Source organism: Glycomyces sp. NPDC048151 (genome assembly GCF_043202775.1).
Classification (GTDB): domain Bacteria; phylum Actinomycetota; class Actinomycetes; order Mycobacteriales; family Micromonosporaceae; genus Glycomyces.
In genome coordinates, this window is record NZ_JBIDBB010000002.1 from 27,612 (window position 1) to 39,919 (window position 12,308).

Genomic DNA, 12,308 nt, shown 5'->3' on the forward strand with positions numbered 1-12,308 from the left:
TGCCCGCATGGGCGATGAGGCGGTGCTGGAGCGCCAGTGGCGACTGCCCGCCGTCGCGCTGCGAGGCGTGCTGTTCGCGCTGGTCGCGGTCTTCGGATGGGCTTCCCAGGGGCTCGCCGACGCCGCGACCTGGTGCGGCATCCTCGCGCTCGCGGCGCTCCCCGGCGTCGTCCTCCCCCGGCACCGGCTCCTGGCCCCGGCCGGGCAGCTCGCCGAGGTCGCCGTCGTCGTCCTCGGCACCCTCGCCACGGACGGCCTCCCGGCCTGGATGCTGCCGTACCTGATCGCGCCGTTCGCCACGGCCGCGTTCGACGCCGCCGACCAGACCGGCGACGACGACCGGTACCGGCGGGTCCGCACCTGGGTCCCGCCCGTCCTCGTCGCCGTCGCCGCGATCGGGCTCGTCGCCCTGACCCCGCGCGTCTCCCCCTACGACCGCGGCACGTACGTGACGACGGTGGCCGTGGCGCTCGCCTTCGGGCTCGCCTCGGCCGTCGGCGCCTGGTGGCTGCGCCGCTCCCGCTCCTCCGACCTGCACCACTCGCAGCTGCCGTACGCCGAGGCCGCGGCCCTGCTCACGCAGCTGCGCGTCGTCGCCCGCCAACTGCCAGGGTCCACACTGGACCCGGGCGGGATCGCCACCGAGATCGTCGACACCGCTTCGCGCATACCGGGAGTGGCCCGCGCCGCCGTGCTCTCCGCGGCCTCCGGCAGGCGGCTCGTCGTGCTCGCCCAGCACGCCGACCAACGCGTCGACTGGGAGACGTCGCCGCAGCTCAACTCGCTCCTCGCCGACGCCTGGGCCGGGCAGAAGCCCCAGGCCGGGCAGGTGCCGCTCTCGCGCTCCACCCAAGGACCCGTCGCGTCCCTGGTCATCCCGCTCGTCGCCGAAGGCCGCACGGTCGGCCTCGTCGCCATCGAGTCCGACGACCCGGCCGCGTTCGGCCCCGAGGCCATCACCGCCGCCGAGGACCGCACCAAGGGCGCGGCCCTGCGCCTGGAGACCGCGCTCCTGTTCGAGGACGTGCGGTCCATGGCGACCACAGAGGAGCGGCAGCGCCTCGCCCGCGAGATCCACGACGGCATCGCCCAGGAGCTGGCGATGCTCGGCTACGGCATCGACAACGCCATGGCGATCCTGCCGCCCGAGGCCGGGGAGGCCAAAGGCGAGCTGGAGGACCTCCGCTCCGAGGTGACGCGGCTCGTGACCGAGCTGCGGTTCTCCCTGTTCGAACTGCGGTCGAACGTCGACCGTCAGGGCGGGCTCGCCTCCGCGATCGCGGACTATGCTCGTACTGTGGGCGCTTCCGCCGGCCTCAGAGTGCACTTGTCGCTCGACGAGGGCGGGGCGAGGCTGCCCGCGAGTACCGAAGCGGAGCTGCTGCGGATCGCGCAAGAGGCGATCACCAACGCCCGCAAGCACGCCCGGGCCGAGAATCTGTGGGTGACGTGCGAGGTGGACCCGCCTTACACGCGCATCGAGGTGACCGATGACGGCCAGGGCCTCTCCGGGGAGGCCTCGGAGGGGCGCTACGGGCTGGCGATCATGAGCGAGCGGGCGGAGCGGATCCGCGGATCTCTGGAGATCCGGCCGCACCAGCCGCACGGGACGACGGTGGCGGTGGTGCTCAACGCGGGAGCACGGCCGACGCCCCGGGCCGAGACCCCGCGCCCGGGCTCCGCGGCGTGGGCGGCCGCCGACCCCGCTTCGAGAACTGGACAGCCGCCCCGACGGCCCGACCGCGACGACAATTGAACAGGCTTGCAAGCTGCGCCCTGAGTGGCCGCGGCAGCCGATGAGGAGAGAGACGAGATGAACGCTGAGGCGCAGGAGACGACCGGTCAGACGACCGTGCTCATCGTCGACGACCACGACCTGATCCGCAAGGGTCTCCGGCATGCCTTCGACCGCGACCCCGAGTTCGAGGTGGTCGGCGAGGCCGACACGGCCGCTGACGCGCTGCGGCAGGCCGCCTCCCTCATGCCGTCGGTGGTGATCATGGACCTGCGCCTGCCCGACGGCTCGGGCCTGGACGCGACCCGCAAGCTCCGCAAGGCGCACCCGAACATGGGGATCGTGGTGCTGACGATGTACGCGGGCGACGACCAGCTGTTCGGCGCCCTGGACGCGGGCGCCTCGGCGTTCGTGCCGAAATCGGCCCCGGCGAACGACGTGGTCTCGGCGGCGCGGCACGCCGCGGCGAACCCGACGGCGTTCAGCGCCGCGGACCTGGCCGAGGCCATGCAGCGGCGTCTCACTCCGACCGGCCCGCAGCTGTCCCCGCGCGAGTCGCAGGTACTCAAGCTCCTCGCCGACGGCCTGTCGGTCGCCGGGATCGCGAAGCAGCTGTACGTATCGGAGTCGACCGCGAAGACGCACATCTCGAAGCTCTACGAGAAGCTCGGCGCGGGCAACCGCGCCCAGGCCCTCATGACCGCCCTGAAGCTCGGCCTCCTGGAAGCCCCGGACCAGCCGAAGTTCTGAACGAAGCGGCCGCTGTCGGACCCTTGTGGGAACGTGGTCCTTTTCGGTTGGTCGGAGGCGGACAGCGGGCGGGTACGGGGCATCCCCTACGCCCGCCGCGCAGCGGCCGACCGGCCGCCGCCGCGCCCCGGACGCCCCTCGGGCGGCTCACGCGAGCCGCCCGCTTTCGCGTCCCCGCTAGACCGTCTCGCCGTAGAGCATGCCCTCGAGGCGCTCGGCCTGGCGGTCCCAGGTCCATTCGCTCAGGGCCCATTCGCGGCTGGCCTCGCCGAGCTTCCGCGCCAGCGAAGGGTCGGCGAGGACCTGCGCGAGCCGGAACGTGATCTCGCCGAGGTCGCGGCCGTCGACCACCCACCCGGACTGGTCGTGCAGCACCGTGTCCGGCGCCCCGCCCGAGTCCCCCGCGATCACCGGCAGGCCGCACGCAGCCGCCTCCAGGAACACCGCGCCGAGCCCCTCCACGTCGAGGCCGCGGCGGCGGGTCCGGCACGGCATCGCGAACACGTCCCCGGCGGCGAAGTGCGCCGCCAGCTCGTGCTCGGGAACGCCGCCGGTGAACACGACCTCCCGCTCCACGCCGTGCATCCGCGCGAGCGCGCGCAGCCGCGACTCGTACGGGCCCTGGCCGACGATGAGAAGCCGCACGTCCTGGCCGACCTGCTCGCGCACATGCGGCAGAGCCGCGATGAGCATGTCCTGGCCTTTGCGCGGCACGAGCCGCGAGACGCACACGATCACCGGGAGGCCTTCGAGGCCGTGGCGCGCCCGCACGGTGGTGCCGTCGACGCCCGGGTGGAACGTCTCGGTGTCGATGCCGAACGTCAACTGCTCCAGCCGGGTCAGGTGCCCGGCGACCGGCGCGATCCGCCGGTGCGTGTAGTCCCCCAGGTAGGTCATGACGTCGAGCGATCCGGCGATGCGGCGCAGCGCGCCCCGCGTGCCGGGCATCATCGCCCACCCGACCTCGTGGCCGTGGGTGAGCGCGATGGCCCGCTCGATCCCGGTGTCGTGCTTGAGGCCCGCGGCGAGCAGGCCGAGCGGGGCGGCGGCCCCGAACCAGACGCGGTCGCAGCGGTGCTCGCGGGCGACGGCGGTGACGGCGCGGGCGACCCGGGGCGTCGGGACGAGCATCGCGCTGCGGTCGCGCACGACGGTGAAGGGCTGCGCGGCGTCGAACTCGGCCCACCCGGGCGACGTCGAGGTGTAGACGACCAGGTCGTCGGAGGGCAGCCGCAAAGCCATGCCGTGCACAAAGGTCTGAATGCCGCCCCGGCGTGGCGGGAAGTCGTTCGTCACCAGCAACGTCCTGCTCACCATGACCCCCTTCATGATCACGCCAGTCTGACACGCGTCCCTGGGCGTGCGCGGCGATCCGCGATGACCGGGCGGTGAAGACCTGCGGTCGGCAGTCCCGGCCTGTGACGGCGGTGGCACACTGGTGCCTATGTTGAGCGGCCAGGAAAGCGGCGACGAAGCCCCTGAACCGACGGCCTCCAAGGCCGCGGACGGGGCGTCCGAAGAGGACCCCGCCGAATCCGGGGCCGGGACGCCGGAGGGCGACGGCCCGGCGGTGTTCCTCACCGAGCCGGTGCGGCGCAGGGCCGTCGAGATCGCCGCGGTGGCGATGCCGGGGCTCGGCCCGGGGAAGGTCCCGGCGCGGCTGCGCCGCTTCCTGAAGTTCAGCCCGGTCAAGCGGGCGAAGCTCGCGAAGGCCGAGCTCGTCGTCGCGCTCGCCTCTGACAGCGCCTTCCGCGAGGGCCTCGCCGAAGTGCTCACGGCGACCGATTCGTCGCTGATCGCGGCCGTCGCCACCGGCGACGAGGTCTCGCCGATGGCCGACCCGGCCGAAGTCGCCGCGCTCGCCTACCTGATCCGGCCCGAGGGCTGGCGCGAGCTCATCGCCACCGCCGCGCAGGCCGTGGCCGAACCGCCCGAGGTCCAGGAGGCCCCGGCCGCGGAGGGCGACGCGAAGCGGTTGGCGGCGTTGGAGAAGGAGAACGGGAAGCTCCGCGCGGCGCTCGCCGAGCAGCGGTCAGCGGCCGCGGCCCTGCAGGAGGAGCTGCGGCGGATCCGCCGCGAGACGAAGGACGCCGAGGACCGGGCCGCGAAGGCCGCCGGGGACCTCGCCGCCGAACGCGGCCGCCTCAAGCACCTGGAGACCGAGCGGCGCTCGGAGCGCCGCCGCCTCGAAGCCGAGGCGGAGTCGCTGAAGACGCAGCTCGAACGCGTCCGCAAGGCCGACCGCGAGCAGGAACGGCTCATGTCGGCGCGGCTGTGGCTGCTCTTGGAGACCCTCTCGGGCACGGCCACCGGGCTGCGCCGCGAACTCGGGCTCGAACCGGTCGTGGAGCGGCCCGCCGACTACATCGCCGACGAGCTCTGCGCGGAACCGGAGGAGCGCACCGCCGAGGGCTCGCGGGGGCTGGAGCAGACCGACCCGCAGCGCCTCGACCACCTCCTGTCGCTGCCGAACCCGCACCTGATCGTCGACGGCTACAACGTCACGATCTCGGCCTGGGGCGAGACGCTGACGCTCGAGCAGCAGCGCAACCGGCTCGTGCACGGCCTCGGCGCGGTCGCGGCGCAGACGAACGCCGAGATCACCGTGGTCTTCGACGGGGCCGACGCGATCTTCGGGGCCAAGCCGAGCGCCCGCGGCGTGCGGGTCCTGTTCAGCGCCAAGGGGCAGATCGCCGACGACGTCGTGGTCGAACTCGCCCGGGTCGAACCGGAGGGCAGGCCCGTGATCGTCGTGTCGTCGGACCAGGAGGTCGCGACGCGGGCGCGGCGCGAAGGCGCCTACCCGGTGCCGTCGCCGCTGCTCGTCCGCTGGCTGCAGCGGACCTGAGGCGGCGCGGGCGGTCCTAGGCCCTCGGCGGGACCTTCAGCATCACCGATCCGGCGGCCAGGTCGTGCAGGCCCCGGTGGTACGGGTGTGCCAGCGCGGTCAGGGCCGGGAGCACGATCGAGAGCAGGACCGCGCGCACTGCGGACCGCCACAGGCCGATGCGGCCGCCGTGGTCGGCCGAGACGCAGGCGATGCGCATGAGCCACATGCCGAGCGTCTGGGTACCGAAGGCGAGGAAGGCCGTGCAGTAGGCGGCGAAGAGGACCGCGCGCACGAGCGCCTGGCCGAAGGGGTCGGCGGTCACGAGGTCGGCCCAGCTCAGGCCGATCGCGAGGACCGTGCAGGCGATCCAGTCGATGAACAGCGCGACGAAGCGCGCGCCGAGAGTGGCCAGGTCCTGGCCGGAGCCGGTGGTTTGGGGGGTGTTCGCACCGCGTTCGCTCGTCATGGCGCGAGTCTACGGGTCGGCCCGAATCGCGCCTTGTGCACCGCCGTGAGCAGTGGTTTCGGTCAATGTGGAACAGGCTTGAACAACGCAAGTAACACGCACGAAACATTTGATTTACGGTGGGGCAATTGATCGCGGTTAGCGTTTCGCCTAATAAGCTTAGGCGTCGACAGCGAGGTCGGCCTGACTTGAACGGGGGGACTGCCCGCAGGCCCTCCGGCACTCACCTACCGAGAGGAATACCTTCGTGTTCTCCAGCCCTGAAGAGCTCCTCGGCTTCGTCCGCGACAACGACGTGAAGTTCATCGACGTCCGCTTCTGCGACCTGCCCGGCGTCATGCAGCACTTCAACATCCCGGCCGCGTCCTTCGACGACGACCTCCTCGAGGAAGGCCTCGCGTTCGACGGCTCCTCGATCCGCGGCTTCCAAGAGATCCACGAGTCGGACATGCTGCTCCTGCCCGACGTGGCGACCGCGTTCGTCGACCCCTTCCGCGAGCAGAAGACGCTCGCCCTGAACTTCTTCGTGCACGACCCCTTCACCCGCGAGGCCTACAGCCGCGACCCCCGCAACGTCGCCAAGAAGGCCGAGCAGTACCTGGCCGGTTCCGGCATCGCCGACACCGCGTACTTCGGGGCCGAGGCCGAGTTCTACATCTTCGACTCGATCCGCTTCGACCAGAACGCCCACGAGGCCTACTTCCACATCGACTCGGTCGAGGGCGCCTGGAACACCGGCGCGGTGGAAGAGGGCGGCAACCTGGGCTACAAGCCGCGCCACAAGGGCGGCTACTTCCCGGTCGGCCCGGTCGACCACTTCGCGGACCTGCGCGACCGCATGGTCACCAACCTCATCGAGGGCGGCCTGACCATCGAGCGCGCCCACCACGAGGTCGGCACCGCGGGCCAGTCCGAGATCAACTACCGCTTCGACACGCTGCTCCACTCGGGCGACGACGTGCAGAAGTTCAAGTACATCATCAAGAACACCGCGACCCAGGCGGGCAAGACGGTCACGTTCATGCCGAAGCCGCTGTTCGGCGACAACGGCTCGGGCATGCACACCCACCAGTCGCTGTGGGCGAACGGCGAGCCGCTGTTCTACGACGAGACCGGCTACGCCGGGCTGTCGGACACCGCCCGCCACTACATCGGCGGCCTGCTGCGCCACGCCCCGAGCCTGCTCGCGTTCACGAACCCGTCGGTGAACTCCTACCGCCGCCTCGTGCCGGGCTTCGAAGCCCCCGTGAACCTGGTCTACTCGCAGCGCAACCGCTCCGCTTGCACCCGCATCCCGGTGACCGGTTCGAACGCGAAGGCCAAGCGCGTGGAGTTCCGCGTGCCGGACCCGTCGAGCAACCCGTACCTGGCGTTCTCGGCCATGCTCATGGCGGGCCTGGACGGCATCAAGAACAAGATCGAGCCGCCGGCGCCGGTCGACAAGGACCTGTACGAGCTCGGCCCGGAGGAGTACGGCGACATCCAGCAGGTCCCGGGCTCGCTGGACCGCGTGCTCGACAACCTCGAGGCCGACCACGACTTCCTCACCGAGGGCGGCGTGTTCACCGAGGACCTGATCGAGACGTGGATCTCGTACAAGCGCGAGAACGAGATCGACCCGATCCGCCTCCGCCCGACCCCGCACGAGTTCGACCTGTACTACGAGGTCTAGGGTTTTAGCGCTGCGAGGGGCGCGGCCGGTGTGTGACGCACCGGTCGCGCCCCTTGAACGTTTGTTCGGCCCGCAGGACGCGAGGGATACTCGCCCGGTGCCTCCCCGCTTCCTCCCCGAACGCGACCGCGACGTCTGGCGCGACGCCCTCGCCATGTCGATCGGCATCTGCATAGTCGGCGTCTCCTTCGGCGCCCTGGCCACCTCGGCCGGGCTGCCCTGGTGGATCCCGGTCGCCATGTCGTTCCTGACCTTCGCCGCCACCTCCCAGTTCGCGATGCTCGCCGTCGTCACGGCCGGAGGCGGCATCGTCGCCGGTCTCGCCGCCGGGGTGCTCGTCCACCTGCGGCACGTCCCCTACGGCCTCGCGGTCGGGAACCTCTACTGGGACAAGTGGTGGACGCGGTTCCTCGGCACGTTCATGCTCATCGACCAGTCGACCGCGTTCGCGCTCGCTGCCGGGGACGACCGGCGGCGCGCCAAGGCCGCCTACTGGATCACCACGTCGGTCATGTTCGTGGCGTGGAACGTCGGGACCGTGGTCGGCGTCCTCGCGGGCGGCTTCATCCCCGACCCCGACGTGTTCGGCCTCGACGCCGCCTTCCCGGCGCTCCTGCTCGCCCTGGTCATGCCCGCGTTGAAGGACCGCGACACGCTCCTCGCGGCCCTGGTCGGCGCGGGGATCGCCGCCGCGACCGCGCCGTTCCTGCCCACCGGCGTCCCGGTCCTGCTGGCCCTGCTCGGGCTCGTGGCGACCTGGCCGCGCCGCAAGCCGAAGGAGGACGCGGCATGACCATGACCGCAGTACTCGCCCTCGCCGTCGGCGTCTTCCTGGTCCGCCTCGCCGGGCCGCTCATGCGCAGCCGCATCGATGTGTCCGAACGGACCGAGACGCTGATGAAACGCGGCGCGATCGTCGTCCTCGCGGCCCTCGTCATCACCGGCGCCCTGTTCGCGGACGGCGGCTTCGCGGGCTGGGCGCTCCCCGCGGGCGTCCTCGTCGGCGGGCTGCTCGCGTGGCGACGCGCGCCGATCCTCGTCGTCGTCATCGCCGCCGCAGGAACCACGGCGCTGCTGCGCCTCGCCGGGATCGCCTGACGGGCAATGCCAAAGGGCCGCACCGTTGCCGGTGCGGCCCTTCGTCTTACTCGGCTAGAAGCCCTGTTCCCTCGACGGGACGGGGTCTACCAGTCCTGCGCGGCGCGGCGGCGGCGCATGATCAGGAAGATCGCGGCGGCGGCCACGATGAGCGCGGCGGCCGAGCCGATCATGATCGTCATCGAGCTACCGGTGGTGGGCAGCTGCGGCTGAGCGGACGGGGTGCCGCTGGGCGAGGGGGACTCCTCGTCGCAGGGGATCCACTGGACGCCGCCGCTGGTGGCGTCCTTCGGGGTCTCGATGTAGTAGTCGACCCAGAGTTCCTCGTCGGCCACGGCCTTGAAGGTGCGGGACTCGGTCTCGCCCGGGTTCAGCTCGATGGTCTCGCCCTCTTCCGAGAGGCTGGTCCACAGGTCGAAGATCGTGGTCTCGCCGTCGGCGGGCACGGTCAGCGTGAAGATCAGGCCCTCGCAGTCGGCCTCGACCGCGACGTAGGAGCACAGCTCGTTGTCGACCCATTCGATGGTGTCGACCAGCTCGTCGTTGACGTAGATGTCGACGCTCAGCTCGTCGGCGCCCTCAGGGAGGAGGAAGTGCTCGTAGAGGTCCTCATCGGTACCGGGGGTGCCGGAGACCTCTTCGCCAGAGCTCGACACGAAGGTGAACTCGGCCAGGTCCTCGGAGTTCTCGTTCCAGGCCCAGACAGCGATGCCGACGCAGTCGACGTCGCCGCCCCAGCCGGGCACGGGGCCCTCTTCGCCTTCGCAGCCGTCGACCGGCGGGCCGACTGGCAGGCTCTCGGTGGTGCCCTTGGCGCCGTTGTCCCACTCGGCGGAGACCGAAAGGGTGACTTCCGCGGTCTCTTCGGCGGTGAAGGACTGCTCGGCGACCAGGACCTGGTCGGAGCCGTACTCGGGGAGCACGGCGCCGACGACGATGTCGCCGCCTTCATCGAGGTCGCCCTCGACGGCGGTGATCGTGCCGACCGCGTCCTGGGTGCCTTCCCAGTCCTCGACCATCCAGGTGACGATCCAGCCGCCGTCTTCGGCGCACGAGGCGAAACCGGAGACGGTGGGGTGGTGGGCTTGGGCGGCGGACGCGAAGGTGACCGCTCCTGCGAGGCCGAGGACGACGCTGCCGCTCAGTCCCAGCACCCGCTTGAGGGTACGGTTCATGGTTCTCCTAAGGATGGCAATTGCTTTGGGGGGATTCGGAGCCGCGCGGCCGAGGGTGTGAGCGCTCGTCCGGCTTCGGCAACTTACCAAATGAGACACGCCGGGACTCGAGGAGAGGTCGCATAACGATCGCATAACGGGGCGGTTGCGACCGGAAGTGGCGCAACGAGAACCAAGTGCACACAGTGAAACGGCCGGGCTCGCGCCCGGCCGTCGCCGTTCTCGTCCGCTCAGGCGGCTCAGCCCTCGTCGGCGGGGGCGCTGTCGATGTCCTCCTCGGTGGTGTACTCGGAGTCGACGACGATCTCCTTGTAGTTCTCGGCGGTCACGTCGACCGGCTCGAGGAGGTAGGAGGGGATGAACTTGAAGCCGTTGTCGTAGGTGCCCTGGTCGTTCACCTCGGGGGTGGAGCCCTCGACGATGGACTTGACCATGTTCACCGCGACCTCGGCGAGCTGGCGAGTGTCCTTGAAGACCGTCTCGGACTGGCCGGTGCCCTCCTTGATGGCCTTGAGGGACCGCAGCTCGGCGTCCTGGCCGGTGATGACCGGGAAGTCGTCGGAGCCGGGCTCGATGTCGGCGGCGACCAGGGCCTCGACGATGCCGCGGCTGATGCCGTCGTAGGGCGAGAGCACGGCGTGGAGGCGCTCGTCCTTGTAGTGCGCGTCGAGGAGCTCGGCCATGCGGGTCCGCGCGATCGTGCGGTCCCACTGCTGGGTGGCGGTCTGCTCCTGCTCGGTCTGGTTGGAGGGGATGAGGATCTGGCCGCCGTAGATGTACGGCTCGAAGGTGTCGAGGGCGCCCTGGAAGAAGTACTGGGAGTTGTTGTCGTCCAGGGAGCCCGAGAACAGCTCGATGTTGAACGTCTCGGTGGACTCGTGGGTGAGGCCGAGCTTCGTGATGATGTGCTCGGCCTGGAGCACGCCGACCTGGTGGTTGTCGAACGAGGCGTAGTAGTCGACGTCGGGGGTGTCGAGGATCAGCCGGTCGTAGGCGATGATCGTGACGCCCTTGTCCTTGGCCTTGCTGAGGACTTCGCCGAGCGAGGTGTTGCCGATCGCGCCGACGATGAGGAACTCCACGCCCTTGTCGATCATCGACTGGATCTGCTGGATCTGGGCGGGGATGTCGTCGTCGCCGTACTCGAGGATGGTCTTGTAGCCGAGGTCCTGGAGCCGCTTCTCGAGGTCGGCGCCCTCCAGCACCCACCGGTCGGAGGTCGTGGTGGGCATGGCGATGCCCGTGTAGCCGGTGAGCGGCTTCGCGTCCTCGCCCGCGCCGCAGGCGGTGAGGGCTCCGGCTGCGACGCCTGCCGTTCCGAGCAGCAGGCCGCGACGACTGAGGTGCATGAGGGCGGTACTCCTTCGTACAGGTGAGGGGGTTCATTTCACCCTCGAAACTTACACGAGTGGAAAGCTCGCCAAAACGGGTCATTCTGTGATCGAAACGTGTCCTGGAGGGAGTGACGAAACGGGATTCAAAGGAGCATCGCGCCTTATCTTCCCGCTGCGTTCAAGGACTGCGCCCGATGATTCGGCGGACTTGCCCAACGAACGTAGAACCTGCCGGAAACACGGTTTCCAGCGGCCCCTCCGCAAAGCGACGGGACTCGCTCCCCACGAATCACTCTGATCACCGTCGATATGTTCGGGCGGCGACCGCATACCATTGCGCCCATGAGTGATCGGTGGATCGAAGTCGCCCCTCGCGTGTGGGTGCGGCGCCTGGAGGAACTGGACCAGACCGTGGGTCTCGTCATCGGCGACGACTGCTGCCTGGTGATCGACACCGGCGTCGACGCCGAGGCGGGGTTCGAGCTGGCCACCGCGATCCGCGAGAAGACCGACCTGCCGTGGCAGATCGCGTACACGCACGACCACTTCGACCACTGGTTCGGGACGGCCGCGTTCGGCGAGTCCGCGATCTGGGCGGTCGGGGACGGCGCGCACTACCTCCGCGTCGGCGACGAGGCCCGCAAGATCCGGGCCGCGTCGTACCGCCGCGAGGGCCGGGAGGAGGCGGCCCGCCGCGTCTCGCGGACGAGTCTGGTGCCGCCGAACTGCCGGGTGAACGGCGCGATCGGGCTGAACCTGGGCGGCCGGACGGTGGTGCTTCGCCAGGCCGGCTTGGCGCACAGCGACACCGACATGGTCGTCGAGGTGCCCGACGCGGGCGTCCTGTTCGCCGGTGACCTCTTGGAGAACGGCGCGCCGCCGTCCTACGACGGCGCGTTCCCGTACGAGTGGCCGCAGGCGGTCGAGTACCTGCTGAGCTGGAAGCCGCAGATCGTGGTCCCGGGCCACGGCGACCCGGCCGACTACTGGTGGGCGCGTGCGCAGGTGCGCGACATGGCCGAGGTGGCGCGGATGTGCGCCGAGGTGGCGTCGGGGTTCCTCACCGAAGAGGAGGCGTTGGCGCACAACCCGTTCGGGGAGAAGACGATGCGTGCGGCGCTGGACCGGTGCAAGGCCCTGACCCCGCCTCCTCCGCCGGAAGCGCCCGAGTCGAGGCCGCAGACGCCGCCTCCCCCGGTGATCGTGTACGACGTCTTCGATTACCACATCGACCTGACGCAGCGGTGA

The 12,308-nt window shown here is 70.5% G+C and carries 11 protein-coding genes; 7 read left to right on the forward strand and 4 right to left on the reverse strand.

Going from position 1 to position 12,308, the window contains the following annotated elements; genetic code table 11:
* Positions 1 to 7 precede the first annotated feature (7 nt).
* The gene (locus tag ACGGCP_RS03540; RefSeq protein ID WP_392960500.1) at positions 8 to 1,756 is read left to right on the forward strand and encodes a GAF domain-containing sensor histidine kinase; all 1,749 of its coding nucleotides are present in this window, start codon (positions 8 to 10) and stop codon (positions 1,754 to 1,756) included.
* Between the two features lie 57 nt (positions 1,757 to 1,813).
* Complete coding sequence (locus ACGGCP_RS03545; protein ID WP_208493911.1) at positions 1,814 to 2,485, forward strand: response regulator transcription factor; 672 nt, start codon at positions 1,814 to 1,816, stop codon at positions 2,483 to 2,485.
* A 177-nt stretch (positions 2,486 to 2,662) separates the two neighbouring features.
* Here the strand turns inward: ACGGCP_RS03545 and ACGGCP_RS03550 are convergent, their stop codons facing one another.
* The gene (locus ACGGCP_RS03550; protein WP_392960503.1) at positions 2,663 to 3,802 is read right to left on the reverse strand and encodes a glycosyltransferase family 4 protein; all 1,140 of its coding nucleotides are present in this window, start codon (positions 3,800 to 3,802) and stop codon (positions 2,663 to 2,665) included.
* A gap of 127 nt (positions 3,803 to 3,929) precedes the next feature.
* Here ACGGCP_RS03550 and ACGGCP_RS03555 point away from each other — a divergent pair, with 127 nt between their 5' ends.
* Positions 3,930 to 5,333: an NYN domain-containing protein gene (locus ACGGCP_RS03555; RefSeq protein WP_392960506.1), complete on the forward strand. Its 1,404-nt coding sequence runs from the start codon at positions 3,930 to 3,932 to the stop codon at positions 5,331 to 5,333.
* 16 nt (positions 5,334 to 5,349) lie between these two features.
* On the opposite strand, the gene ACGGCP_RS03560 is transcribed toward ACGGCP_RS03555, so the two are convergent.
* Entirely contained in the window at positions 5,350 to 5,781 is a 432-nt protein-coding gene (locus tag ACGGCP_RS03560; protein ID WP_392960509.1) for an RDD family protein, read from the reverse strand.
* 247 nt (positions 5,782 to 6,028) lie between these two features.
* Between ACGGCP_RS03560 and glnA the strand changes: the two genes are divergently transcribed.
* From glnA to ACGGCP_RS03575, 3 genes are all read left to right on the forward strand, one after another.
* Complete coding sequence (gene glnA / locus ACGGCP_RS03565; protein WP_392960510.1) at positions 6,029 to 7,453, forward strand: type I glutamate--ammonia ligase; 1,425 nt, start codon at positions 6,029 to 6,031, stop codon at positions 7,451 to 7,453.
* A gap of 97 nt (positions 7,454 to 7,550) precedes the next feature.
* Positions 7,551 to 8,246 (forward strand): AzlC family ABC transporter permease, encoded by a 696-nt coding sequence (locus ACGGCP_RS03570; RefSeq protein ID WP_392960512.1) that lies wholly within the window; start codon positions 7,551 to 7,553, stop codon positions 8,244 to 8,246.
* Positions 8,243 to 8,551 carry an AzlD domain-containing protein gene (locus ACGGCP_RS03575; RefSeq protein ID WP_392960514.1) on the forward strand — a complete coding sequence of 103 codons (309 nt, stop codon included), beginning with the start codon at positions 8,243 to 8,245 and terminating at the stop codon, positions 8,549 to 8,551. Before ACGGCP_RS03570 ends, ACGGCP_RS03575 begins: the two co-directional genes overlap by 4 nt.
* Before the next feature lie 86 nt (positions 8,552 to 8,637).
* On the opposite strand, the gene ACGGCP_RS03580 is transcribed toward ACGGCP_RS03575, so the two are convergent.
* Complete coding sequence (locus tag ACGGCP_RS03580; protein ID WP_392960517.1) at positions 8,638 to 9,726, reverse strand: LPXTG cell wall anchor domain-containing protein; 1,089 nt, start codon at positions 9,724 to 9,726, stop codon at positions 8,638 to 8,640.
* Between the two features lie 239 nt (positions 9,727 to 9,965).
* Positions 9,966 to 11,075, reverse strand: a complete 1,110-nt coding sequence (locus ACGGCP_RS03585; RefSeq protein WP_392960519.1) for a substrate-binding domain-containing protein — start codon at positions 11,073 to 11,075, stop codon at positions 9,966 to 9,968.
* Between the two features lie 327 nt (positions 11,076 to 11,402).
* Between ACGGCP_RS03585 and ACGGCP_RS03590 the strand changes: the two genes are divergently transcribed.
* On the forward strand, positions 11,403 to 12,308 hold the full coding sequence (locus tag ACGGCP_RS03590) for an MBL fold metallo-hydrolase (RefSeq protein ID WP_392960521.1): 906 nt from the start codon (positions 11,403 to 11,405) through the stop codon (positions 12,306 to 12,308).

Excerpts from the sequence above, each read along its gene's own strand:
- ACGGCP_RS03555 (WP_392960506.1), top strand. The coding sequence starts at position 3,930 with ATGTTGAGCGGCCAGGAAAGCGGCGACGAAGCCCCTGAACCGACGGCC.
- ACGGCP_RS03580 (WP_392960517.1), bottom strand. The coding sequence starts at position 9,726 with ATGAACCGTACCCTCAAGCGGGTGCTGGGACTGAGCGGCAGCGTCGTC.
- ACGGCP_RS03545 (WP_208493911.1), top strand. The coding sequence starts at position 1,814 with ATGAACGCTGAGGCGCAGGAGACGACCGGTCAGACGACCGTGCTCATC.
- ACGGCP_RS03590 (WP_392960521.1), top strand. The coding sequence starts at position 11,403 with ATGAGTGATCGGTGGATCGAAGTCGCCCCTCGCGTGTGGGTGCGGCGC.
- ACGGCP_RS03575 (WP_392960514.1), top strand. The coding sequence starts at position 8,243 with ATGACCATGACCGCAGTACTCGCCCTCGCCGTCGGCGTCTTCCTGGTC.
- ACGGCP_RS03585 (WP_392960519.1), bottom strand. The coding sequence starts at position 11,075 with ATGCACCTCAGTCGTCGCGGCCTGCTGCTCGGAACGGCAGGCGTCGCA.
- ACGGCP_RS03560 (WP_392960509.1), bottom strand. The coding sequence starts at position 5,781 with ATGACGAGCGAACGCGGTGCGAACACCCCCCAAACCACCGGCTCCGGC.
- ACGGCP_RS03540 (WP_392960500.1), top strand. The coding sequence starts at position 8 with ATGGGCGATGAGGCGGTGCTGGAGCGCCAGTGGCGACTGCCCGCCGTC.
- ACGGCP_RS03550 (WP_392960503.1), bottom strand. The coding sequence starts at position 3,802 with ATGGTGAGCAGGACGTTGCTGGTGACGAACGACTTCCCGCCACGCCGG.